General features: G+C 38.2%; 22 protein-coding genes and 1 riboswitch. Of the genes, 7 read left to right on the forward strand and 15 right to left on the reverse strand.

Annotation, left to right across the window (positions count from 1 at the left end):
* Positions 1-210: 210 nt before the first annotated feature.
* The 5 genes from FQ087_RS04115 to FQ087_RS04135 all read left to right on the forward strand — a co-directional run bounded on the left by FQ087_RS04115 (position 211) and on the right by FQ087_RS04135 (position 7,281).
* Entirely contained in the window at positions 211-1,914 is a 1,704-nt protein-coding gene (locus FQ087_RS04115; protein WP_188006629.1) for an alpha-glucuronidase family glycosyl hydrolase, read from the forward strand.
* A gap of 29 nt (positions 1,915-1,943) precedes the next feature.
* A complete protein-coding gene (locus FQ087_RS04120; RefSeq protein WP_149579269.1) occupies positions 1,944-3,536 on the forward strand; it encodes an FAD-dependent oxidoreductase in 1,593 nt (530 codons plus the stop codon).
* Between the two features lie 28 nt (positions 3,537-3,564).
* Positions 3,565-4,524, forward strand: coding sequence for a GNAT family N-acetyltransferase (locus tag FQ087_RS04125; protein WP_149579270.1), 960 nt, complete (start codon positions 3,565-3,567; stop codon positions 4,522-4,524).
* 6 nt (positions 4,525-4,530) lie between these two features.
* Entirely contained in the window at positions 4,531-5,463 is a 933-nt protein-coding gene (locus FQ087_RS04130; protein ID WP_149579271.1) for a GNAT family N-acetyltransferase, read from the forward strand.
* A gap of 396 nt (positions 5,464-5,859) precedes the next feature.
* Positions 5,860-7,281: an MATE family efflux transporter gene (locus FQ087_RS04135; RefSeq protein ID WP_149579272.1), complete on the forward strand. Its 1,422-nt coding sequence runs from the start codon at positions 5,860-5,862 to the stop codon at positions 7,279-7,281.
* 123 nt (positions 7,282-7,404) lie between these two features.
* On the opposite strand, the gene FQ087_RS04140 is transcribed toward FQ087_RS04135, so the two are convergent.
* From FQ087_RS04140 to queC, 13 genes are all read right to left on the reverse strand, one after another.
* Positions 7,405-8,127: an amino acid ABC transporter ATP-binding protein gene (locus FQ087_RS04140; protein ID WP_149579273.1), complete on the reverse strand. Its 723-nt coding sequence runs from the start codon at positions 8,125-8,127 to the stop codon at positions 7,405-7,407.
* Positions 8,120-8,779 (reverse strand): amino acid ABC transporter permease, encoded by a 660-nt coding sequence (locus FQ087_RS04145; RefSeq protein WP_149579274.1) that lies wholly within the window; start codon positions 8,777-8,779, stop codon positions 8,120-8,122. Before FQ087_RS04145 ends, FQ087_RS04140 begins: the two co-directional genes overlap by 8 nt.
* A 30-nt stretch (positions 8,780-8,809) precedes the next feature.
* Positions 8,810-9,595: a transporter substrate-binding domain-containing protein gene (locus FQ087_RS04150; protein WP_149579275.1), complete on the reverse strand. Its 786-nt coding sequence runs from the start codon at positions 9,593-9,595 to the stop codon at positions 8,810-8,812.
* Between the two features lie 17 nt (positions 9,596-9,612).
* Positions 9,613-10,941 carry an aspartate aminotransferase family protein gene (locus tag FQ087_RS04155; protein ID WP_255452135.1) on the reverse strand — a complete coding sequence of 443 codons (1,329 nt, stop codon included), beginning with the start codon at positions 10,939-10,941 and terminating at the stop codon, positions 9,613-9,615.
* A gap of 11 nt (positions 10,942-10,952) precedes the next feature.
* The gene (locus FQ087_RS04160) at positions 10,953-12,110 is read right to left on the reverse strand and encodes a sigma 54-interacting transcriptional regulator (protein WP_255452136.1); all 1,158 of its coding nucleotides are present in this window, start codon (positions 12,108-12,110) and stop codon (positions 10,953-10,955) included.
* Positions 12,111-12,137: 27 nt separating this feature from the next.
* Positions 12,138-12,317, reverse strand: a complete 180-nt coding sequence (locus FQ087_RS22840) for a PAS domain-containing protein (protein ID WP_255452137.1) — start codon at positions 12,315-12,317, stop codon at positions 12,138-12,140.
* A 921-nt stretch (positions 12,318-13,238) separates the two neighbouring features.
* Positions 13,239-14,504: an MFS transporter gene (locus FQ087_RS04165; protein WP_149579276.1), complete on the reverse strand. Its 1,266-nt coding sequence runs from the start codon at positions 14,502-14,504 to the stop codon at positions 13,239-13,241.
* Between the two features lie 348 nt (positions 14,505-14,852).
* The gene (locus FQ087_RS04170; RefSeq protein ID WP_255452267.1) at positions 14,853-15,404 is read right to left on the reverse strand and encodes a GDYXXLXY domain-containing protein; all 552 of its coding nucleotides are present in this window, start codon (positions 15,402-15,404) and stop codon (positions 14,853-14,855) included.
* Positions 15,385-16,419 (reverse strand): DUF2157 domain-containing protein, encoded by a 1,035-nt coding sequence (locus FQ087_RS04175; protein ID WP_149579278.1) that lies wholly within the window; start codon positions 16,417-16,419, stop codon positions 15,385-15,387. The genes FQ087_RS04170 and FQ087_RS04175 overlap by 20 nt, the downstream gene beginning before the upstream one ends.
* Positions 16,420-17,246: 827 nt before the next feature.
* Complete coding sequence (locus tag FQ087_RS04180) at positions 17,247-17,891, reverse strand: 2OG-Fe(II) oxygenase (RefSeq protein ID WP_149579279.1); 645 nt, start codon at positions 17,889-17,891, stop codon at positions 17,247-17,249.
* 750 nt (positions 17,892-18,641) lie between these two features.
* Complete coding sequence (gene queE / locus FQ087_RS04185; protein ID WP_149579280.1) at positions 18,642-19,349, reverse strand: 7-carboxy-7-deazaguanine synthase QueE; 708 nt, start codon at positions 19,347-19,349, stop codon at positions 18,642-18,644.
* Complete coding sequence (gene queD / locus FQ087_RS04190) at positions 19,346-19,771, reverse strand: 6-carboxytetrahydropterin synthase QueD (RefSeq protein WP_149579281.1); 426 nt, start codon at positions 19,769-19,771, stop codon at positions 19,346-19,348. Before queD ends, queE begins: the two co-directional genes overlap by 4 nt.
* On the reverse strand, positions 19,768-20,433 hold the full coding sequence (queC, locus tag FQ087_RS04195; protein ID WP_149579282.1) for a 7-cyano-7-deazaguanine synthase QueC: 666 nt from the start codon (positions 20,431-20,433) through the stop codon (positions 19,768-19,770). Before queC ends, queD begins: the two co-directional genes overlap by 4 nt.
* A gap of 7 nt (positions 20,434-20,440) precedes the next feature.
* A riboswitch (PreQ1 riboswitch) is annotated at positions 20,441-20,484 on the reverse strand.
* Between the two features lie 196 nt (positions 20,485-20,680).
* On the opposite strand from queC, the gene FQ087_RS04200 reads away from it, so the two are divergent.
* Positions 20,681-21,103 carry a DUF1801 domain-containing protein gene (locus FQ087_RS04200; protein ID WP_149579283.1) on the forward strand — a complete coding sequence of 141 codons (423 nt, stop codon included), beginning with the start codon at positions 20,681-20,683 and terminating at the stop codon, positions 21,101-21,103.
* 324 nt (positions 21,104-21,427) lie between these two features.
* On the forward strand, positions 21,428-21,883 hold the full coding sequence (locus FQ087_RS04205) for an SRPBCC family protein (RefSeq protein WP_149579284.1): 456 nt from the start codon (positions 21,428-21,430) through the stop codon (positions 21,881-21,883).
* A gap of 164 nt (positions 21,884-22,047) precedes the next feature.
* On the opposite strand, the gene FQ087_RS04210 is transcribed toward FQ087_RS04205, so the two are convergent.
* Complete coding sequence (locus tag FQ087_RS04210; protein ID WP_149579285.1) at positions 22,048-23,274, reverse strand: dicarboxylate/amino acid:cation symporter; 1,227 nt, start codon at positions 23,272-23,274, stop codon at positions 22,048-22,050.
* Between the two features lie 302 nt (positions 23,275-23,576).
* Positions 23,577-24,404, reverse strand: a complete 828-nt coding sequence (locus FQ087_RS04215; RefSeq protein ID WP_149579286.1) for a C40 family peptidase — start codon at positions 24,402-24,404, stop codon at positions 23,577-23,579.
* Positions 24,405-24,834 lie beyond the last annotated feature (430 nt).

Here is a 24,834-nt window from a genome sequence, read left to right on the forward strand (position 1 = left end):
TAAATGACAATAAAGGCACTAGTTTTCATCGATTTTGATAGGAAGCTGTAGTGTCCTTTTATTGTTTAATGAAAAAATCCATCTATAAATGTTGAACAAATAGATACCTATATTAACTGAGCGAAGGCGCCTTACTAGGGAAAGGGGTATCCCTTAGGGCCATAACATATTCAATGGGATTGTTTATAACAACCTATCTATTTAGGAAAGGTGCTGTTCATCATAGACAAAATTATTTACTGGAATAATCACGAAACGATTTTGTTCGCTGTTGAAGAGTTAAGAAGGTTAATGAGAGAAGCGGGAAATGAATGTACAATCCAAGCTCGAGCAGAATTCACTTCACGTAATGAAAAAACGAATAGGGTTATCCTACTAACTACTAACGAATATCATTCTTTGAAGGATATGAAAAAAGCAATAACAATAAATGCTGATGGTTTTGCATTGGTTAGATCAGAAAATGATATGTGGATTATTGGGAATGAACCTCGTTCTATTCTCTATGGCGTATATATGTATTGTAAAAAACAGTTTGGCTACCAGTGGATTGATTTGGAGAAAGAAACAATCGTTAACGATCATTCAGTAACGAAAGAAGAACTATATATCCATGAGCCAATGTTTGCGAGACGTGGAAATATTATTGAAACCATTAATGACCCTAGTTATATCAATAGTCTCATTGATTGGGGAGTTAAAAATGGTCAAAATGAATATTTTTTCACATTTTTCTTATGGGATGAAATTAAATCGTACGTAACGCCTGCATTACGAAAACGAGATGTGCACGTAACATTAGGCGGTCATAGTTTAAGTTACTTGCTTAGAGAGATACAAAAAGACACGAATGAGAACACGCTTAAGCAAGACGAGAAACTCAAGTTCTTTGCTGAAAATACATATCTTCAGGATAAAGTCATTCAAAAAATAGTCGCTAGCTGTTTGGAAAACAAAGTGATTACTAGAATCTCGTTGTGGCCTGAAGATATCGGAATAGATGAGAAAAATGCGAGTGGATTTTTACCAACATATATTCGATTTACTGAAAAATTGAAAGAAGCCCTTGGTAAGGAAAGTTTACAGGTAGAAGTAGAATATATTGTGTACAATGCCGGGTTATCTTGGAACATGTTGGAAAGGGAAGAGCAAACGGAAGCATCTACGCAAGTCGATGCTCTATATGCCTATTGGGGAAGGGATTATTCATCAGCCATTGATTCAAGTGAACCTAGACAAGTTAGGGCCAATCAAGCTTTACAAGATTGGAATGAGCAAACCAAAAAAGGTGGAAAATCGTTAACAGTTCTTGAGTACTATAGTGATCATTTTATGTTAACGGAGTTATTCCCTCCTCTTCTTACGAGAATAGAGCAGGATTTACGTGATTATAAACAATTGACGTTAAACGGTGTTTTAAATTTAATTGTACCGACACATCGAAAACAACAATATTCAGAGTTAGAGGTCAACTATCCTTGGAAATGGATCCACCATTTTAATAATTACGTATACTCTAGGATTGCCTGGGGTGAAAAATATGTAGTGATTGTCGAAGAATATTTTACCGTTTTTAATGATGATAAAGCAGCATTTCACGAGATGCTGATTGAATTAGAAACACTAGTTTCACAGCATACGAAATGGAATGTTCCACTATTTCCTGCTAGAGTAGTCGATCCGGAAAAAGTCCATGAGCCAATGACTGACTTAAAGATTCCTTGCTATTTACGCGAAGTGTATGAGCGTTTAGTAAAGTGGGATATGAAGGATATCGAATCATTGCTAGTAATTCAGACAAAGGATAACTTTAATACATTTACACCAAAAGAAATGATGTCAATTTATTTTTATTATCTAAAAAAAGGAACCAAAATTTATTTAGATGCATGGGCATTAAAAGATGAACAATAACCCTAACAGGATATGCGGAGGTTTTTCTAATGGATTTTAGTAATCTATATTATTATGTACCAACAGAAAGAGTCGATAAGCCAAAGTTAATTGAAAAAAATCTAATTATATACGGAGGGACACCAGCCGGTATAACGGCAGCTATTCAAGCAACTAGAATGGGTCTCGCTGTTGCGATTATTGAGTTTAGCAGAAATATTGGTGGGATGACTGCGAGCGGATTAGGAGCTACAGATCTTGGCGCAGAAGATGCAGTAGGTGGTCTTTCAAGGGAGTTTTATCAAGAAATTGCAAAGTACTATGGAAAGGAGAAACAATGGAAATTTGAACCGAAAGCGGCTAAGTACGTGTTTGATAAATGGATGAAAGACTATGATATTCCGGTTTATTTAAACCAACATTTAGCAGAAGTTAGTAAAGAGAATGGAGAAATCACTGAAATTGTTATGGACAATGGCACACGTTATAAAGGGAAAGTCTTTATGGATTGCAGTTATGAAGGTGATTTATTGGCTAAATCAGGTGTTAGTTATTTTGTTGGACGAGAATCGAATGCAACGTATCAAGAAATTTATAATGGAATTCAGTTTGGAGCACCGCATCATAAATTTGAAAAGTGGATTGACCCTTATGTTGTTGTGGGGGAGCCAGAAAGTGGCTTGTTGTCTGGAATTACAGAAAATGACACAGAGAAATTGGGTGTTCAAGGGCAAGGAGATCATCGGATTCAAGCTTATAATTTCCGGATTTGCTTGACGAAAGACCCAGAGAATCGTATTCCATTTCCAAAGCCGCCACATTATGATGCAGATAGATACCGGCTTCTACTTCGCTATATTCAAGCGGGTGTTTGGGATGCAATGAACCTTCACACGATGTTGCCAAACAAAAAAACTGATTTAAATAATTACGGTGCAATATCGACGGACAATATTGGAATGAATTATGACTGGCCAGAAGGTAGTTATCAAAGACGTGAGGAGATTTTTCAAGATCATCTAAATTATGATCTGGGGATGTTGTATTTTTTAGCTAATGATTTACGTGTGCCAGTAGCTATACGTAAGGAAGTAGCTGATTGGGGGTTACCGAAAGATGAATTTGAAAAAACGGGGCACTGGCCACATCAATTGTATATCCGAGAAGCGAGAAGAATGATTTCTGATTATGTCATGACAGATCATAATTGCCTAAAACAGACATTTGTTGATGATCCAATCGGGTTGGCATCATTCCATATGGATTCACATAATTGCCGACGTGTCGTGATTGATGGAAGATGTGTGAATGAGGGAGATGTTCAGGTGCCAATTGCCCCTTATGCAATTTCGTATCGTTCCATTCGCCCGAAATATGAGGATTGTACAAATTTACTTGTCCCCGTTTGCTTATCAAGTTCACATATTGCTTATGGTTCGATTCGAATGGAGCCGATATTTATGATTCTAGGACAGTCGGCAGGGACGGCGGCAGCTCTTGCCTATAAACATGAAATAGCTGTCCAAGATGTAGATTATGAGGAATTAAAACAGGAATTATTAAAAGCAAATCAAGTTGTCGAATGGGGCGACGATATGGTGGATGATCCGATTAAACGAATGGAAGAAACGTTCGGAAAGTAATAACCATTACAGTAATGGAGGAGTCAACATGAAAATCATTGCTTGGAATCGTAATAGATTAGAAGAACTAGTAGAGTTATGGAATAAAGAATTAGCCGATGATTTCCCAATGCGTGAAGAGTTGTTTATACAGAATAGTTTCGCTGACGTGAACGTCAGCTATGACAGTTCTTTTATTGCAGTAGATGATCTAGACCGTGTGATTGGATTTGTAGTTGCTAAACGATGGCAAGAGCAAATAGATGTGAAAATGGAATCTAAAAGAGGTTGGATCCAAGTTCTTTTAGTAGATAGTGCTCACCGTGGAAAAGGTATGGGTACACTGTTACTTGAACGTGTAGAAGCACATTTAAAGGGAAATGGTGTTGAGGAGATGCAATTGGGTGGCGATCCCTTTCACTATTTCTCAGGGATACCTAATCAATATAAGGAAGCCCAAAAGTGGGTAGAACAACATGGCTACGCTAAAAGAATAGACACATATGATTTGATCAATCACCTGGATATGAAATATGACTTACCTGCTGATAATTCAATTGCATTTTCAATTCTTAAAAAGGAGGAAGAAGCAGACCTAATTTTATTTTTAGAAAGATGTTTTCCTGGCAGATGGGTCTATGAAACGATGAAGTACTTTGAAATGAATGGGGACGGACGAGAATTTGTTGTCGTCAAAAAGAAAGGTCAAATCATTGGGTTTTGTAGAATAAATGATAGCCACTCACCATTCATTGCACAAAACGTTTATTGGAGTCCTCTTTTTGAACAAGAAGTCGGTGGGATTGGTCCATTAGGAATTGATGTAAATGAACAAAAGCAAGGGTACGGATTAGGGATTGTTCAAGCAGCAATTGCTTATTTACAAGAACGAAATATTAAAACAATCATTATTGATTGGACAATTTTAGTTGACTTTTATAAAAAACTAGACTTTAATCCTTGGAAATCATATGGCGTATATTTAAAGGATATTTCGAAGGGGGGGTAGGGAGTAATGGAAGTCCGCCAACTCAAGGCTGATGATTTTGAACAGGCGATTCAATTAGCTAATGATACATTTCGTGAACAGGGACATACATCGATGGAACAGGAATTCCCACAAGTATTTTCAAAAGAACTGCAGCAATCTTTTGGCGCTTTTGATGGGGAGGCCTTACTGAGTTTAATTGGATTAGTCCCTTCGAACGTCCGAATTGGTGAAGCAACGCTTACTGTTTTTTTGCTTGGTTCTGTCTGTACGCACAGGGATTTCCGTCAACAAGGCATTTCAACAACTATTTTAAAAGAAGTTTATCGTTATGTCGATCAAGTAGGTGCTTCATTATTACTTGTTTCCGGTGACCGGGGAATGTATATGAGAAATCATTGCTACCATTTTGGTGAAGCCAATAAATATATAATCGGTAAATCGAACGTAAATAAAGAAGGGTTTATAGGGGAAGTACGTAAAGGTCCAACGACTGATATTTTTCAAATAGATCGTCTAAAGCGAGAGAAAAAAGTGCGATATGACAGCAGTATTTTGGAATGGCAAGTTCATTTAGTCGCAGGTGGTTATGTGAGTATTTTTAAAATGGAACAAGTGTTATATGTAGCAAGTCATAATGGCGTGATAGAAGGGTATGCAGTGATTGGTATGCCTTCTTCCGATAGTACAAAAGAAAAGACGATTGTAACGGAATGGGGAGGTGATTCAAGAGCTGTATATGGAATTTTCCTAAAGCTGCTAGAAAATAATCTAGAAGCAGAAATTGAAATAACGATTCCATGGCATGAAAAATTCATCGAAGTTGTGAGTGAGCATCCATGTGAGAAATTACGAAATGCTGGAACCATCAATATTGTTAATGCAGAAAGACTTATTAATCAATTGTGGCCCTATTTACAAGAGAAAAATCCTACATTAGCTCAAAGCCTCGTCATTTGAAATGTAGATGAATATAGCGTGAGTCTTCAATATAATAAGGAGTCGAAAATAAATCTGGCGTATGAGGATTTAGTGAAACTGTTGTTTGGACCGCAGGGTGAGTCTGAAATTAGCGAGTTGAAAACAGTTTTTCCGATTCCATTACCACATTCAGAGGACATGTTCTTTTTATAGGTAGGGTGTTAAAGTAGACGATTAAAAGCTCGAAGACGAACGTACTGAGAGTGGAACAAACTCACATTATACCTAACACAGGGTAACACAAAAAACATCTTACTCTATGGAGCGAGCTGTTTTTTTATGTATACCTTTTTTATTGCCACAGTCTGTAGAAGAATTTTCTGTTGGGAAATGTAAGCGTTTTACATATTATTTTATAGTTCGCATTCGAAATGTATGGTAAGATATGTATTATTTGAAATTGGATACAGAAAAGAAGGCGTTAAAATGGCATCAGTCGCAACGAAAAAAAGTCCGGTCAAAAAACTAAATTTATTTCATCTGACATGGCCAATTTTTTTAGAAGTTTTTCTTTTTATGTTGATGGGTATTGCAGATACATTTATGTTGAGTGCATTATCAGATGATGCTGTGTCAGGTGTAGGGGCGGCAAATCAGTATGTTCACATTGCCATTCTCATCCTTGAAGTTGTCGGAAACGGGGCAGCGATTGTTGTATCTCAATATCTCGGTTCGAAAAGATATCTCGAAGCTTCCAAAATTTCAGCATTAGCGGTTACATTAAATTTAATTGTCGGCCTTATCATGAGTGTTATTTTCGTTGTATTTTCAAAAAATATGATGATTGCTATGAATTTACAAGGCGATGTACTGGAGCATGCTTCAAAATATTTAATCATTGTGGGCGGAGCGATTTTCTTACAAGCCATTATCAATTCATTGTCAGCCATTATCCGTGTGCATGGATTTACAAAACAAACGATGTTTGTTTCATTAGGAATGAATATCGTTCACGTAGTCGGCAATTATGCGCTGATTTTTGGGAAGTTCGGTTTTCCAGAGTTAGGGGTGCAAGGTGCAGCCATTTCTTCTGTTGTCAGCCGTTTGCTTGCATTAATTGTATTCATTTGGATACTTTATCGAGTAATGGAATACCGCGTGGAGTTCCGTTATTATATTACACTGACAAAAGAATATATCCGTAAAATATTACAGATTGGCATTCCATCTGCGTTTGAACAAGTAATGTATCAAGGGTGCCAAATTGTCTTCTTATACTATGTAACGTATTTAGGAGCGGAATCATTAGCCGCAAGGCAATATGCTGTGAATATATCGATGTTTACGTATTTATTCGCGATTGCGATTGGTATGGGGACGGCAATCATTGTTGGCCGTTTTGTTGGTGCAGATGAACAAGACGAAGCGTATATAAGTGTTAAGACAAGTGTCAAATGGGCATTTATGTTTACGTTATCTATGGTGACGCTCGTGATTATATTCCGCTATCCATTGATGAAGTTGTTTACAGATAACTCGGCTATAATTGAAATAGGGGCATCCGTTTTACTTCTGAGTATTTTACTCGAAACTGGCCGGACGCTGAACATTGTAATCATCTCTTCATTACGTGCAGCTGGAGATGCAAAATATCCGGTCATCATTGGTTCTTTTTCAATGGTAGCGATGAGTTTGCCATTAGGCTATTTTTTAGTGTTCGAATTAAACCTGGGACTTGTCGGAGTGTGGCTAGCAATTACTGTAGATGAATGGACACGTGCTATTATTATGTACTTACGATGGAAGAGTAGGAAATGGGAAAGATACGCTCTCGTGTCGCCGAAAAAGAATCATTGATGATGTTCACCTTATCAAATAACGAAATTGAAAATATCTATTTTAACTAAGTAATTAACTGAAAAACCAGCAACTCAGGCGAATTTAATCGACCGGGTTGCTGGTTTTTGTATAATAATTGATTCATAAAATCTTCTCTAAAAAATCTTGTGCACGTTTACTTTTTGGTGCAGAAAAGAAAGTGGCAGGGGGGGCGTCTTCAACTAATTGCCCATCGTCCAAAAATAGCACACGATCTGCGACTTCTCGAGCAAATCCCATTTCATGTGTTACAATCGCCATCGTCATACCTGTAAGCGCTAATGATTTAATAACTTCTAGCACTTCCTTAACCATTTCAGGGTCAAGAGCGGAAGTGGGTTCATCGAACAACATCATTTCAGGTGACATGGCCAAAGCTCTTGCGATGGCGACACGTTGTTTCTGTCCACCCGATAACCGGACGGGATGTTCGTTCTCTTTTTCTACAAGTCCCACTTTTTTTAACAATTCGCGGGCCAGTTTTTCTGCTTCACTCTTCGAAATTCCTTTCACCATCATTGGGGCATAAATAATATTTTCAAGAACAGTTTTATGGGGGAAGAGATTAAATTGCTGAAATACCATTCCAACCTGTTGTCTAACCTTCATGATATTCACTTTAGGATTTGTTACTTCATTTTCATTCACCCAAATTTGTCCGTCGGTAGGGGTTTCAAGGAGATTAATACAACGAAGAAATGTTGATTTCCCAGAACCTGAAGGCCCGATTATCGCAATGATTTCGCCTTTTTGAATAGTGGTTGAAATGCCTTTTAACACTTCGGTTTTTCCGAAACTTTTACGGAGATCCTGGATTTTAATCACTTCTTCTCATCCTCCTTTCAACTGCTTTACCGATTAGTGTTAACACGATTACCATCAGATAATAGATAACACCCGCGAAGATAAGCGATTCAAAATAACGATAAGTATTGCCGCCTACGATATATGCTCTTCTCATAATATCTGTTACGCCAATGACAGTTACAATCGCAGATTCCTTCGTTAATGTGATAAATTCATTCATCAAAGCGGGTAAAATATTTTTCAAAGCTTGTGGTAAAACAATATCCTTCATCATTTTCTTATAGGGAATACCGAGAGCCATAGAAGCTTCTAACTGCCCTTTATCCACCGCTAAAATACCTGCTCTAATAATTTCAGAAATGTATGCCCCCGAATTAAATCCGAATGCCAAGACAGCCGCGGTAAATGCGCTGACTTTAATATCAAATAGTTGCGGTGTACCATAATAGATAATAAGAAGTTGGAGAATTAACGGTGTTCCGCGGAAAATAGACGTATAGATATCGGCAAGCCATTTTAACCCTTTAAATCGTCCAATTTTACATAATGCTAACAAAATCCCGATAGCAAAACCAATGAGTGCTGCGACACCAACAATTTTTAAAGTGACTCCGATACCTTGTAAAATATAAGGTATCGAAGAAGTAATTTGGGTAAAGTCTAAATTCATCCGTCAACATTCCTTTCTATCTCGAATGAATTAGTTGCTGAACCATTTCAAAACTAATTTTTCTACTTCACCTTTATCTTGTAATTCCTTGAGAACACGGTCAAATTCGGCAGTCAATGCGCTGTCTTTTTGGAATGCCATTGATAAACCTAGTTTATGTTCTTCAGGAAGTTCAAAACTGGATAAATCTTTATTTGAGTCGATATAGCCTTTTGCTACAACGTCTGTAATGACGATTGCATCAAGATGTCCAGATTTGATTTCTTGGAATAGATCCGGAACGCGGTCACGGCTTTCAACAGAGTAACCATATTGTTTTTCAAGTGATTTCGCACCTGATTCTTGAACAGACGCAGTTTGAGCACCCACTTTTTTACCTTTAAGATCTTCCGCACTTTTGATGTTGCTGTCCTTCATTGTAATAACCATATTTGTAGTTGTAAAATAAGCAGTTGAGAAATCAATTACTTTTTTACGTTCTTCGTTGTTGCCATCCATTCCTGCAACGACCATGTCAAGACTTTTTGCTTGAAGAGCGGGAATTAAGCCGTTGAAATCCATATCTTCAATTTCTAGAGTGTAACCTAGTTCCTTGGCAACCATTTTTGCCAAATCAATATCAAATCCAACAATTTCATCACTTACTGCTGTATCAACAAATTCGAAAGGTGGATAATCCGCTGAAGTTCCCATTTTAAGTATTTTTGTATCTGATGCACCTGTTTTCCCGCCGTCTGCTTCGTCCTTTGTTCCACATGCACTTAGTACACTCATCACTAGAACGAATAGAAGAGCAATCCCTGACCATTTTTTCATAATAAATCACTCCATTTCTAATTTTTTTTATTTTCTAATTCCGTTAAAGCTTCATCTAATATAGTCAATCCATCATCAATCTGTTCTTTTGTTATCGTTAGCGGGGGAATCATTCGGATTACTTCACCAGAGTTGCCGCATAAGTAGAACAGCACACCTTTGTGAAGGCAACCATCAAGAACAGCCATTACTGCTTCGCCATCAGGTTCACCTGTTTCAGGATTGCCAAGCTCGATACCAATCATCAAGCCAACACCTCTAATATCTGTAATAACTGGGTGTTTTTCTTTCATTAAAATCAGGCGCTCCATCGCATAGGCACCCATTACGATTGCGTTTTCCAATAACTTTTCCTCTTTCATCACTTCAAGGGAAGCGAGGGCAGCGGAACAAGCGATAGGATTGCCTCCAAAGGTTGTTCCATGTGTGCCGAGAGGCCATTGGTCCATTAGTTCTTTCGAAGCAACTGTAGCGCTAAGCGGAAGCCCTGCAGCAATCCCTTTAGCGATTGCCATGATGTCCGGTTTGACATCGAATGTCTGTGCAGCAAACCAATTTCCAGTACGGCCGAATCCTGTTTGGACTTCATCGAAAATAAGTAGAATACCATGGCGGTCGCAAATTTCACGCACCTTTTTCAGCCAAGCTTTTGGTGGGATAATGTATCCACCTTCACCGAGAACCGGTTCAATAATCATACAAGCGACTTCTTCGGGATTTACTTGGTGGTTGAATAGTTTTTTCACGTCTTGTTCAAGTTTTTCAGGGAAGAAGACGTCTGGATCTGCTCCTTCCGGAAGGTACTCAGGCAATGCATATGGCAACTGATAGGAAAGCCAAGTGGGCTGCAAATGTTTTCGGTATTTACTTTTCGATGTTGTCACACTTAATGCACCCATCGAACGTCCATGGAAACAGCCAGTGAAAGAAATGATGTAAGGTCTTCTTGAAGTATATTTTGCAAGTTTCAGAGCACCTTCAATTGCTTCTGTGCCGCTGTTCGCAAAAAAGAAGTTATCAAGTTTTGGTGGTAAAATAGTTTGCAATTCAGCTGCCAATCTTAAAATAGATTCGTAAATGATAACACCTGATGGACCATGAATCAGGTGGTCTGCACTATCTTTGATGGCCTGAACGACTTTAGGGTGCCGATGTCCTACGTTCTCGACAGCAATGCCAGATGTGAAATCCAAATACCTCTTGCAATCAGCGCCGTAATAATAGCATCCTTCTGCTTTTACTACAGGTAAGTTAGGATGATCTTTTGCCATACTTGGTGCGAGAAAGTTTCCAATGTTGTCGACCATATGTAGCCAGCCTTGTTGTTCTTCTAATTTTTGCTGCACTATAAATCCTCCTACTCGATATCCGTATATTTTTTCAGTTTGCGAACGACAGAAGGTTGGCTTATTCCAAGGAATTTAGCGATTTCAGTCGTTGTACGATAGCGCTCCTGCGCATCCCTTAGCACTTTCATTTCCACGTCTTCCAAAATGCTTGGAAGTGTTCGGCCCTCTAAATGGATAATAGACAAGTCTTCAGAAATCTCTTTACGATACTCTGGTGGCAAGTCTTTTATAATAATGATATTGGATGGACTTTGAACAACGAGGCGTTCCATTACGTTTTTGAGTTCACTGATGTTCCCATCCCATTGAAGAAGGAGCAACTGCTTAAATAAATCATCCGATAGTTTTTTTGCAGTATTATAGGCAGTTGAATATCTATTTAAATAGTTGGTAATCAATGCACTCAAATCTTCTTTCCGTTCACGAAGCGGTTTTAAATGGATAGGAACAATGTGCAGCATGTAATACAAATCTTGATGGAATGTTTTTTCGGAAACTGCTTCTGTTAATGTACTTTCGGAAGAGCTAATCAGTCTTGTTTCAAGTGGAAGAGCTGTTTCCGTATTGGTAGGAGTGTATTTGCGTTCTTTCAAGACTTTAGCAAGTTTCCCTTGAAGATGAAGCGAAAGTTTATCAATCCCTTTTAAATAGAGACTACCTCCACGTGATAACGTCAACAATCCTGTTTCTTTGTCTTCAAATTCACCACCGAATAGTTCACGTTCAAACATCGCTTCAGGCGTTGTTTCACAGTCAATTTCAATGTAAGGTCCATCTTTTCGAGTACTTTCGTTATGAATTACCTTCGCCATTGTCGATTTACCTGTTCCGGATTCACCATAAAGGACCACAGGAACATCGAGGGTTGCAGCATTCCTAGCAGTTTCAAAAGCAACTCGAGTGGATCTGTTTTCGATTGTTAGGCCTTCTATTATTAGATTTTCTTTTCGTAGCAACGAAAGCTCTTCTTTAGCTAAGGACATCTCATATTCAAGTTCTTTCATATATTCCTGGATTACGAGAAGTTCGGCTACTTCATAGGAATAGCTAAGGACAAATTCAACTTCGCCGAACTCATTAAAGAAAGGCATACCTGTAATGAGTGCTTTTCGTCCGGAAGGAGTCGCTTGTATGATAACTACCTTCTTTTTTTGAAGGAGTACCATCGGAGTAATCGCAGGAGAGAATACCCCTCATTTTTCCAACTCATATACGGACTTTCCGAGAAGATCTTCTGCACGTATCCCGTAATATCGTCCACTAATTTGTGAAGCTTTTACGATAATACCCGCGTGATTGGTAACAATGATATCTTCTTCATACGAATCAATAATTTCTTCTTTTGAATTTGGATGTAAGAAAAACCCTGTCATACGACCACCTTTCCTGAAAGTAACAGTATTCATTAATGAATAATTATTTGTTTGTAAATAAAATATACTTCACTATCGGAATATTAGTAATATAAATTTAATTCAATGGCGAATGTTAAGGTAGTTGTATTCGCGATGTCAAAAATTATAACATGCATTCAAATGCAATTACAAGTATAATTATGCAGTGAGGAGTGTAGATACTGAGAATTTCATTTTTTCTTATATGAATCAATTTCATAATAGGATTATTAAACGGAAAAACGAACAATGTTGATTTCCGCTTCAGATGGACGCTTTCCGCGGGCACGGCTTCAGCCTCCTCGTCGTTTCACTCCTGCGGGGTCTTCAGCTCGCGCTGTTCCCGCAGGAGTCGCCATCTTCCGCTACAATCAACGAGAGTAGTCCGTAAAATTGACGGACAATGAATTAGTAGATTAATTATATCGTTCGTCTTTATACATGAAATAAGTAATTGTGAAATTGATTCATATATATGATTAAATACAGGTCAAGTAATTCGTATATTATTCAATAATGAATTGAAGGAAAGGGGAATAGTTGATGTTGTATGGTATGTTCATCAATAAAATAGTGGAATCTAGTGAGAAATGATTTGCGTCTGTAGTCATTTTCAAGTGCATCCGGATTTGTAACACCAAGAAATTGAAAAAAACAACGCCTTTGCCAACCACTTGGTTGACTTAGGAATCGAAGTGCGGAGGGGAGTTGTGGGAGAATGTGCTGGGTATAATACGGGGAGACATTCGTTTATATTTCTGGAAATATGTACAGAGTATTGATGTGGTTTCATACTTATTGATAGAAATTTTTCGTTATTTTTTAATGAAAGATAAGAGCCTTCCGGAAAATATTCCAGAAGGCTCCAATGCATTTTTATATCAAACAGTTAATGTTTGTTTAATTCCATAATCCTGCTTTTTCAAGTTTCTTTTTACCTCTAAACGCCAAGATGATAAAGAGAATATTGACAGCAAGCATTGCAAGAATTGTATAGAGGACTAATGTATACGATCCTGTTAAATCAAATACAAATCCATATCCAGGTAAAGCTACAACACCCGCAACAGCTAGTCCTATTGCAGCTGTTGAAAAAATTTGACTAAATTCTTTATTACCGAAAAGGGCAGTTGTAAGAATCGGCCCAAGTGTACCGACCGATGCAGACACAACTCCGAAAATCCCGATTGCGATCAAGAAAATTGTCGAGTTATCTGCGAATGTAAGCAGAAGACCGATTGAAATCAATCCCGTAAACATTGAGAAGATAGCTGTATTTCTCGCGCCAACCTTGTCGCTTAAGAAACCGAAAAGGATAGCTCCGATTAGCAAACCAAACATCCAAATCCCCAAAGCATTGCCGGCGAATTGAACCGTGTAGCCAAGGCCCATTGCGAATGGGGGAATATGTTGCCCAAAGGCGGCAATTGCTGTGATGAAGAAGAAAAAGGTAACTAATGCATAAAATGCAGAAGATTTTCTTGCTACGGTAGCTACTACCCCTCTATTAGGCTCAGCTTTAGTTTCACTTTCACCTTCACCTTTTTTAACTTCATCCATACCAACTGGTAGCAGACCTTTTTGTTGAGGAGCTATTCTAATTGTAAAGATGATAATAGGAATAACTATTGCCATTACGACAAGTCCTAATGTAATGTAAGCCGATCTCCAACCATTGTCGGCAATAAGATTACCAACGATTGGTGAGATAACAGCACCGCCTACACCAACAAATGCCATCATTACGCCCATAGCTAATCCATTATGTTTTTTAAACCAGTTATTGATCAGTACTGGACCAGCCATTGTAGCGACAAATACCGAACCCATCGCCATTGGAATAGCGAATAAATACCATCCCCAAACCGAAGTCATAAGACCAAACATGGCAAAAGAACCAGCTTGTAAAAGTACACCGGCAATTAGTAGTAACCTAATATCATATTTCGCCATCATTTTACCGGCAATCGGTAAAAATATCATTGTTACAATTGAAGAAACACTAAAGTATAATGTCAAACTACCCATACCAATATCTAAGTCTTCAGAAACTGGAGTTAAAAATAATGCACCTGAACTATTAATACCACCACGTGTAAATGCTGCCATGAGCGAAATACCAATGAGTACCCACCAGCCAAAGTGAATTTTTTTCTTGTTAGTCATTAAGAGAAACCATCCTTTTTTCTTTTACATTAATAAAACCGTATAACGAAATGTCCATTACCTTTTTCCACGATAAGTTCATACAGCAATGTTAATTTAACATCAAACTATCTTATGTGTCAATAAGGTGAATTTTTTTGCTGTTATAGTAGAACGCGTATAATTCTAATTGTTTGCGTTCTAATAGTCACTACTGAATATCGGGGAACAACTAAGAAGAAACGAGATGATAGTTCTAAAGGAATAGCCCTCTCTATGTCAATTTGACACGGAGAGGGCTATATTTGATAGTTAGAATTGATTCGGTGGCTAGTACTTTAATTGTGGATATTCTGGAGATGTGTATCCTTATTTAACTGTGGTAATCTCCTTCAAAATCCCATAGCCATTTTTCACCTTCAAATGAGCAACTAATTGCCCCCTCGCTGATAAATCCTCAAGCTCTTTGCCAGTATTCTCTGGTACATAGTAGCGATCTAACCCGAAATTTATGGAATGGACTTTAACGCCATCAACATTCTGATAGTCATAGCCATTCAATTTACCAGTCAAATAGATACTGCCAGTAGGTTTTTCATCAGACAAATTATCTAGTACATAGACATCGCCCTGTTGAACAAGTGTCCCGTAGACAGTTAACTCATTGTAGTTTGACCGCTTGTCGATCTTTTTCAAAATAGCAGTAGAAATTTCATTTTTCGGCACTTCTTCAATCTCATAACGGAGCGTGACATAATCACCGTAAAGTAAATCTCTAGGATCCACTGGGACTGTCACTAATGTTATATCATCTCCATAAGTCAATGCCCATAACGGTTTCACGGTCAAGCCGATTAATATGAGAAGGGGAATAGATAATGCAACGATGAAACCGATATGTTTATTTTTCATCATTTTCATGTGCAATCACCGTACCTCTCCGTGTTTTCTCGAACCAAAAGCCAAAGCCGATTAAAATCAAACCGCCAACGATAAAGAATAATGATTTTGGCATGAAATTATAAGACAAATCGGCGTAGAAACGGAAAATCAAAGTGCACACAATGAGAACTGCCGGCAGACTACCGATTTTCAAGAAGAACAACAGTTTTAATGCGAAAATAATTGTGAAAATAATTGCTGCCATTCCTGCATTGGCCTCCGGAACAAAATCCGTCCATGTATTAGGGAAAGTGAGAAATAGACCTGCGATTCCGTAAACAGTAGAGCCAAGCCATTCAGATGGCAATTTGTATCGACCAAAGGGATAGAAAGCAAGGAATATGCCGAGCGCAAAGAACGTACACAGAATCAGTAGTTCTTTTACATCAAAAAATATGAATAAATTGAATAAAAACATCAAAGATAAAATCATATTGGCGATAAATAAACCTCTCGATTGACCCATCCGTTTTTCATTCATCCAAAACAGTAGCGGAATAATTAGTAGGAGTAAATAAGGCACTCCATCAGTTCCGCTCAAAACATTGAATCCGTAAATGATGAAGAATAAGGCAGCGGAAGCAGAAATGAGTTTGTCTTTCAAGTAGTGGGCAAGTGGCAAAATGCCGAGTCCCCACATGAAGAAATCTGCATAAACACCCTCACCTAGATTAAACATCTGACCAATCAGAAAAATCCCTGCACCAAAAACAAATAGACCAATATAATAGAGACTTCGTGAAGTTTTCGGATAATTATCTTCCAACTTATAACCACCTGCATAAAAACCTGCTGTCGCGAAAAATAATAATAAGAACTTTGCAAGTTTCGGTATATGTTGCCAGTTTCCTGCAATGAAGCTCAGAATGCCAACACCAATCAAAACCGCTCCGATAACTAGTAAAATCCGTACAAAACTCAGTCGCTCAGTAGGCACGTATTCTCCCAGTAATTTACGCGCCTGATTCGTTTCCAATTGTCCTGCCTGTTCCAAAAAGTGAAATTACTTCTCCAGGACTCGGTAGTCTGAGTTACTGATTTTCCTCTTCATCTAATCGACCTCCTTTTCTCGTAGACTCTCTTTTATCTAAGTATACCCGGAATTATAGAGATACAACATCACAAATGATGGCTACCGTATTAGACGGATAAGCAAGTCTACTAGTTACAATACAAGAGGTGGCAGGTGTATAGTTACTATTTTTAGGCTGTTTTCACAAAGAGTGTTGTCTTTGAATCATTAAGTATATTTCAATAGGGGATAATAATTGATCAATCTGTTTGTATCCACTGTATGAAATGATGTGACAGACAGATACCAAACAATAGGGGCTTTGTTTCTTGACTTGAAAAGAAACGTTTATTTTAGTGATTTTGATAAGTTTAAAGCCAGTTGCATCAGCAGGTCCATTGTAAAGGCATTGCCCGCACCATATAATACCGTTTGATTTAAATACAGTTCTGTTTTTCGCAAATGGGTGCAATTAACTTGATCCGCCCTTGGCCACTACTTGTATAGTTACGCTTTTGGATCACTTTGGATTGAATGACTTCTTTTACGATTACCGCGATGTCTGGATGTGTAGGGATGCGACTTTGTCGCATCCCTACACATTTTTTCCGGTAATCTTATAGGTGTCCTTCCTCCATCGCGCTCCAAATGCGTGAGTGTACAAAATGCTGGAACTTTTTGGGACGAAAGAATAGCTGACTTCCTACATGGAGAAAAGCCGCCAAATATGCAATTTTGGCGGCTGATATTTTCTCTATGGTTTTTTCATACTTTTGTTAAAATTCAATTCAATTCAATTCAATTCATTTTCACTTTAATTTTTGTTTTCTCATCCATTGTGTTGCGACCCACTTTTCTCCAGTTATAACGGGTGCACCACCATGTAAGGTTAACTCGTTTAAGTTTTCATCGTTATAAAAATACTCAAAATAAACAGCCATACCCTTTTGTGGCGTAACTGAAAAATTCAGTTTAGGGAAAAAGGTTTCTCCACCTTCCTCTACGTCATTTAAGTACATAATAAGCGTACTAATTCTATTATTGCTTGCTACTTTACTTGTTGATGAGAAAAAATCATAATGAGCTTTATACTCTTGACCAGGAGTATACTTAAGGATTTGCATCCCTTCTCCGTGTTCAAGTGGGATATTCATTATAGATGATACCCTTTTTTCTACTCTAGCAACAATTTCGTTTTCACTTTCACTTTCTTGAAAAAACATGCTACTACTTGTTCTCAGTTCATTCACTTCGCGTGTGGAACCAATTTTTGAACGTTGCATCTTGTCCTTTGACAATTTGATTAGTTCATCGCATTCTTCATTACTTAAAACATTACCTAAGATCACTATCAGTGGTTCTTCTAATCTAGTGATTATATCAATCTCTCTATCAGTTATTATTTTGTTTCCAACGTGATCAAATATAGTTTGCTCTTTATTCTCTGTTTTCATCTTCAAACGACCCCTTAAACTATTTAATTTTGACAACGAGTACGTTTTTTCGATAACTATATGTGCTAATGGTCTTGTTTCACTTCAAATACGTAAGTGTCGGGGTATGCCCTTATACTTTCTACTTTTAGTAATTTTATTTTATCACATGATTTTCACATATCGCAAATTTATAAAAATATTTATATAAGGCTGTTTTCATAAATATTGTTGCTAATAGTACGAGAATTTAGAGGTGAAGTATTTAGTGCAAGAAAATATATGAAAGGGGTGTAAGCGTGAAAAAAACTTACTAGCACTATCTATTTTTGCTTGGTGTTATCTTTTGTGATGGGTAGTTGGTAAATGGCAATTGGGCTTAATGAAAATGCACCGAAAACTAAAGTAGTTCTGCTAACAGCTGAAACAACAAATGAAATTAATGAACTACAAATGTTTATACAGGCTGAGTTGCTATGTATTTGGGTTAGAGCGAGGATGAGGTTTAGAAGTTAGGACCAGTTCCATATGAGACGACGGCACAACAAGTGAACTACTGTATCTACAAATAGGTAACAGTGTTTACTATCCAAATGACGCGATGATATATGCCTTTCTTAACAGGATGCCAAAATCGTTTTAAGGGGAATTTCACAAGCAAAAGAACCAAGTGTCGAATTAAAAAATCCGGCACTTGGTTCTTTATTAATTAATCTTTATGTGTCAAAAATCGAGGTGAAGTACTGACTCGATCGAATCGAATTAGCCTGACTAGACGCCACGTTTATTCCCCCACAGCAGTGTATGCAATTGTGGCAACACCTTTGCATCATTCATAATAGGGGAGTGGACTGTCAAATCGATTAACCACTCATATCGTTGTAACAATGTCGAAACGAGAAGTGTATCGTCAGTTGTCGTCGTATCTTCATTTCCTGTCTGCAGGAAGAAAGGGAATGCCGGGTAACGAAGATGAACCTCTTCTGCAAATTTGAAATCCTCTTCATTGAAAATGACAACTTTAAGACTGGTGTTCGAATCAATTAGTTTCTCCATGAATGAATCCAATTTGCCAAAATCTGTTGTCATACCAGAACTCGGTGGTTTTGGGGATAACGTAATGTCATCAATATTCAATAACCAGTCTTGCCAGAAAGAAGCCTGCGTTTCGACCGCGACTTTCCAACCCTGCTCATGGCATAATTCAACAAGTTCACCGATTCCTTTGTGAAGGGCAGGGTTCCCACCTGAAATCGTTACATGTGAAAATGATTGTCGACCTATCGCTTTAAGTTCATCTATGATTTCTACCGGTTGTTTCGAAGTACTCTTTCCAGAACCGTCCCATGTAAAACTGGAATCGCACCAATTACAAGAATAATCACATCCAGCTGTCCGGACAAACATCGTTTTTAATCCCATGACCATCCCCTCACCTTGAATGGTCGGACCGAATACTTCCATAACAGGTATTTTCATAGGATTACCTCTTGTTCGGGACGATAGATGACGTAGCTTGTTGGCGTTTCTCGGACAATAACCTGGAGACAGACCGGCTTATTGTTTCTCGTCTGGAGAACTTCCTGGACCGATGTGCCAATCTGTTCTGCTAATTTCTCAGTCGTCGGGAAATTGTTCGTAAATTCAGGATGATCATTCAGAACGGAATGATCGTATTTATCATGAATGAGGTTTTTGAGCTCTTTGAAATCAATTAGAAAACCAATTGAATCCAGCTCATTCCCTCCAATTGTTATATTTAAGTAGTACGTATGTCCATGCATCACTTGGCATTTACCAGCATCTTCGCTCGGAATGAAATGCGCAGCAGAAAAATGAATGTCTTTGTTCAATTCAAAACGATAGGAATGCTGAACTTGCGGATAAAATTGCTGCATCATTCAGGGGCACCTACAGACTTTTTGGCTAAATAAGTAGCGAGCCCATCATTCCTTAACACACAGGCAGGGCATTCTCCGCAACCCGTACTTGGAATTCCGTTGTAACAAGTCAGTGTATTGTCCTGTACAAAGTTGAACGCACCAAGTTCATCAGACAATGCCCATACTTCTGATTTATCAAGCCACATTAATGGCGTATGGATAACGAAACGTCCGTCCATCGCTAAATTTAGTGTGACATTCAAAGACTTTATAAAAGTATCACGGCAATCAGGATAACCGCTGAAATCCGTTTCACTCACACCTGTGATTAAGTGCCTAGCACCAATCGCATCTGCATAAACAGCAGCAAATGACAGGAATAAATGATTTCTACCAGGAACGAAAGTCGACGGCAATTCGCCTTCTACTTCCTTAACTTCGATATCATCTCGCGTCAAGGCGTTTGCTGACAGCTGGTTGATTAAATTCATATCCAACACTTTAAATGATACACCGAGCTCATCTGCAATTTTTCTAGCACACTCAATTTCCTCCGAATGTCTTTGACCATAGTCAAACGTCACCGTCGCAACTTCACCAAAATTCTTCAGTGCCCAAAATAGGCAAGTCGTACTGTCCTGGCCGCCGCTAAAGACGACAACTGCTTTTTCGTTTTTCATAGTAAACATCTCCTTAGTTTTTTAGAGAGGGAGTTTTCGAACCTCTTTTTCGAGCAATGTTAATGATAGCATAAGTGGGGAAGGAGTGGGATGGGAATTTGTTTGGGCCACTCAGACAATTTCCAGTTTCGAGGTTGCTTAATTAACTACTGTATAGGATAAATGATTATAATAAGAAACAAACGTAGTAGTAAATATAGGCTGATTAAAATCGGAATCATTAAAATTAGAAAAGGAGTGGGAAAACATGTATGAACAAAAAACAAAAGAAACAGACGATAACGTTATCGAATTTATAGAACAGGTTGAGAGTCTTAAAAAACGTGAAGATGCTTACAGATTACTCGATCTATTTCATGAAGCAACAGGTTTTGAAGCCAAAATGTGGGGACCAAGCATTATTGGATTTGGTTCGTATCATTATGTTTATAAAACGGGTCATGAAGGTGACGCGCCACTCGTCCGCTTTTCTCCGCGAAAAGCAAAAATCAGTCTATATTTTGCGCCGGGTGATACCAAACGTGAAGAGCTGCTAGCCAGATTTGGTAAGCATACGTCTGGGAAAGCATGTGTGTATATTAACAAAGTAGACGATATCGATATCGGCGTATTTAAAGAACTAATCACCCAATCAGTTGCATTCACACAGAACCAATATCCCGGAAAATAATGACTTGAACCATGGCATATTGTGCGAGGGAATCTAACTAAGATTTTAATTGATTCTGTGGTGCACATGCATCTGTAGGTCCTTCAAACAATTATCGCTATTATGATGACGGTTCATTTTTTTCTGGCATTACTTTTGCAAAACCTTCGAAGTTTCAGCTGAATTATTCTGGAATGAAAGATGATATGCAATAGGAGTGTTTGAGAATTTAGAAGAATTATTGCTTAAAATGAAAGAATGTCTACACATTTAGGTAAATCAAAAACAACAAAAGATACTGGGTATTGAGACGTTTACCCGTACAGGACGAGGGGAGCCAAATAAATGAAATGGAAAGAAGAACGACAAATTGATGCACCAATTGAAGTGGTATGGGCCCTATTTGAAGAGGAGCAGGCCGCACGCATTATGCCGAAAGTAATAGAAAATCGTTGGATTGTTAAAAAAACTGATATGAGGGGTTCAACCTATAACCAAACTTATCAAGAAGGAAAACGGAAAGAAACATATGTAGTGGAAATTACTGAATTCGAAGACACAGCAAATCGTAAACATAAGCACATTCAATTTCAGCTTGCACGCACATTTGAAATGAAATTAGCATTTACATTGGAAAAAGCTAGTGAACACAAGACTAAATTTATTTATTCTGGCTCTAATCGAGGGATTAATTTTGTGGGACGTGCGATGCTAAAACTGGGTAGTCGAAAAAACGGCAATCAAGTGATTCATGATTTTATGGACCGAGTGGAAAAAGAGGCAACGCAAGACCGTACATAAAGCAAACAGGTAACGGATATTAATGTGATTCGGAATTGTATCAGAACCGGACACCAATAATACGCTATCGAAATGAATGTAAAATGCCATCGTATAAAAAGAATGAAGAGGCCCAGGAATGATAGTTCATTCCTGGGCCTCTAAAACGTTCTATAATGGATTCTTTAAGCAGGTTTCTTTCGTTCTGTACGATCTACTACCGCGGCACCGACCATGTCACCTACGACATTGGTGGCGGTTCCACCCATGCCGATAATGGCGTCCACACCAGCGATTAATGCCACAACTTCAAGAGGTAGTCCAAACATCGTTAGAACGGCCGATAATGTAATTAAGCCTGCAGCTGGAACACCTGCTGTACCAATTGACAGCAGTGTACCTATCACAATGATCATGAAAAAATCTGAGACGGAAAGGTTCAGGTTTGTAATGTTTGCAGCAAAGACAATTGATACGCCCATGCGAAGTGCGCCCCCGTCAGAGTTGAACACGGCACCCAAAGGAAGAGCAAAATTTGCTGTCTTCTCTGAAATACCGGCTCTTTTTGTCGCTTCGATTGCGATAGGAAGAGAGGCGATACTACTGGATGTGAAAAAGGCGGTCGTATAGGCATCCTTTGTCTGCTTGAAAAAGTTAACGATAGGTGTACCGGATAATTTCAAGAAACTCGTATAGACGAATACCCACAGAATTAGGAGTCCTAAATAGAAAACCGCTGTAAATGTCAGTAATGCTTTAAAGGTCTCTAAGCCTTGACTGCCGAATGCAGTAGCACTGATGGCAAAAATTCCGATGGGTGCATATAACAAGACGCCACTCAAAATTTTGTAGAACATGATATTAAGTGCAGTGAACATCTTGTCTATCAATGCTCCGTATTCCATCATCTGCTTATCTGTGGAGAATTTCATCGTCGAAATTGCCATGCCGATAATGACTGCTACAAATAAGATGGCCATCAAGTCGCCAGCGGTGAAAGCGGCAAAAATGTTCTTTGGCACTATTTGTAGTAACACATCGGAAAAATGGGGCATAATCGGTTTATCTACAGTCACATTGGGCAAGGTCATGTTGTTACCTGGAGCAAACCAAAGGGCGAGTGATAGTCCAATCAGAACGGCAGCCGCTGTGGTTGCCATATAATAGAGGACCAGTTTGCCACCAATCCGACCCAGTTGTGTAACATTCATTTGATTCACCGCTAAGACAACTGTGAGAAAAATGACTGGTAGAGCAACCAGGCTTAATAGATTTAATAGCAAAGTGCCTAATGGATTAAGAAAACCGACGTTAGTCCCGAAGACGATGCCAACAATCGCACCGAGGATAAAACCGGTAGTTATTTTCACGACAAAAGGAATTTTTTTATATTTTCCCCATAAAGATTTCAATGGTTTATCACCTTTTTTATTAAGATTTTTCGTACTCTATATGTTAACACAAAAAAGGTGCCCAGTAATATTCTACTTACTTCCTCTAAAATTAACCTGAAAACAGTAAGAAAAGTAAAACTCGTTTGTCTGGTTAATCATACTTAAAACTCTAATTGCATCTTCCTCAAATTTCCATCGGTTTTATAGACTCTCCCTGTAGCTGCTGAAGCCTTCGGGATGCCTTACTAATTGTGTACATTTATTAGCCCAAAAGATAATCCCTTACTCATTCAATTAATTGAATGAGTAAGGGATTCTGCTTACAATCGTTTAAAACTATGGAATTTTGATTTCCAATAGCTGTCGCTTAAACTCTTCACTTCTGATTTCTTGCCTCCAGAGTGGACGAACTTATTATTGCCAATGTAAATGCCAACATGCGAAATTCCTTTACGATATGTATTTTCGAAAAAGACTAAATCACCTGGCTTGGGGGAGCTTACTTTCTTCGATTGATCAAATTGGCTAAGCGATGAGCGAGAGATGTTTTTTCCTGCTTGCTTGAACGCATATTGTACGAACCCACTACAATCAAACCCTTTTTTTGTCGTGCCACCAAACAAGTAAGGTATACCTGTCAGTTTCATTGCCTCATCTACAACGCTTCGAGAAGCTGTCGATGATGTAGAAGGTGTTTTGCTTACACTTGTCAAAAGTGATGCAAGCATCCAGCCGGATTTACCGTTGACTTTTACGTGAAACCAAACAGTGCTCCCTACCTTTTTTTGCTGTGAAACCGTCACCGTAGCCCCTTTTTTTACCGTAGTAACAATTTTATTGTTTTTTCCAGCAGCGGAATAGACAGTAGCATTGGATTTTGCCTTAAAGGTTCCCGTCTTTGTCGTAGCGTTGTTAGACGATGAATTGCTGCTTTTTTGTGATGTTTTCAAGACTTGTTTTGGATATAGTTTATCAGACTTTAAACCATTCCATTTTTTTAAATCGATTATGGACACTTTAGTTGATTTTGAAATGGTCCATAACGACTCCCCAGATCGGACTGTATGTGTACTTGCTTCTGTATTAGTAATTGCGATTCCGAATGTTAAGGTACCTGCTAAGAGTAGTGAACATGCAAATTTTTTCATTATGTATTTCAGCCGCCTTTTCTATGAAACATTGATTGGTCAATGTTTCTACCTTTATATTAGGGAATTGAATAAGTAAGTACAACGCTAATTTCGTTACAAATTCATTACAAGGTCGTAAAATTTACGGGATATTTTGGAGGGGGTTCCATATAGGAGGATATGTGGTGGGTTTTGTATACCTGTGTAAAAACAAATCAACATCATATATCCTTTTGTGTTATTTTTTTACACAGGGGCTGTATTCAAAATGGAAATATAGATGACGTATATTGTGATATTGCATACAAACATAAAGGCCTACTTCAAATAACAGACGTAGGCCAATTTTATTTGGAGAGATTCATAATGATAGTGGAACAGTTGGAATTGTAAAGGGGATAGGGAAAGTGTATACCAGTTATCCGGGGGGATTGTATCGTTGCGATTT

Origin of the sequence: Sporosarcina sp. ANT_H38, from assembly GCF_008369195.1 — a bacterium.
In the GTDB taxonomy this organism is placed as follows: domain Bacteria; phylum Bacillota; class Bacilli; order Bacillales_A; family Planococcaceae; genus Sporosarcina.

Excerpts from the sequence above, each read along its gene's own strand:
- FQ087_RS04165 (WP_149579276.1), bottom strand. The coding sequence starts at position 14,504 with ATGACTAACAAGAAAAAAATTCACTTTGGCTGGTGGGTACTCATTGGT.
- FQ087_RS04130 (WP_149579271.1), top strand. The coding sequence starts at position 4,531 with ATGGAAGTCCGCCAACTCAAGGCTGATGATTTTGAACAGGCGATTCAA.
- queC (WP_149579282.1), bottom strand. The coding sequence starts at position 20,433 with ATGAAAAACGAAAAAGCAGTTGTCGTCTTTAGCGGCGGCCAGGACAGT.
- FQ087_RS04160 (WP_255452136.1), bottom strand. The coding sequence starts at position 12,110 with ATGGTACTCCTTCAAAAAAAGAAGGTAGTTATCATACAAGCGACTCCT.
- FQ087_RS04205 (WP_149579284.1), top strand. The coding sequence starts at position 21,428 with ATGAAATGGAAAGAAGAACGACAAATTGATGCACCAATTGAAGTGGTA.
- FQ087_RS22840 (WP_255452137.1), bottom strand. The coding sequence starts at position 12,317 with ATGACAGGGTTTTTCTTACATCCAAATTCAAAAGAAGAAATTATTGAT.
- FQ087_RS04180 (WP_149579279.1), bottom strand. The coding sequence starts at position 17,891 with ATGAAAACAGAGAATAAAGAGCAAACTATATTTGATCACGTTGGAAAC.
- FQ087_RS04215 (WP_149579286.1), bottom strand. The coding sequence starts at position 24,404 with ATGAAAAAATTTGCATGTTCACTACTCTTAGCAGGTACCTTAACATTC.
- FQ087_RS04150 (WP_149579275.1), bottom strand. The coding sequence starts at position 9,595 with ATGAAAAAATGGTCAGGGATTGCTCTTCTATTCGTTCTAGTGATGAGT.
- FQ087_RS04135 (WP_149579272.1), top strand. The coding sequence starts at position 5,860 with ATGGTAAGATATGTATTATTTGAAATTGGATACAGAAAAGAAGGCGTT.
- queE (WP_149579280.1), bottom strand. The coding sequence starts at position 19,349 with ATGAAAATACCTGTTATGGAAGTATTCGGTCCGACCATTCAAGGTGAG.
- queD (WP_149579281.1), bottom strand. The coding sequence starts at position 19,771 with ATGATGCAGCAATTTTATCCGCAAGTTCAGCATTCCTATCGTTTTGAA.
- FQ087_RS04145 (WP_149579274.1), bottom strand. The coding sequence starts at position 8,779 with ATGAATTTAGACTTTACCCAAATTACTTCTTCGATACCTTATATTTTA.
- FQ087_RS04125 (WP_149579270.1), top strand. The coding sequence starts at position 3,565 with ATGAAAATCATTGCTTGGAATCGTAATAGATTAGAAGAACTAGTAGAG.
- FQ087_RS04200 (WP_149579283.1), top strand. The coding sequence starts at position 20,681 with ATGTATGAACAAAAAACAAAAGAAACAGACGATAACGTTATCGAATTT.
- FQ087_RS04120 (WP_149579269.1), top strand. The coding sequence starts at position 1,944 with ATGGATTTTAGTAATCTATATTATTATGTACCAACAGAAAGAGTCGAT.
- FQ087_RS04170 (WP_255452267.1), bottom strand. The coding sequence starts at position 15,404 with ATGAAAATGATGAAAAATAAACATATCGGTTTCATCGTTGCATTATCT.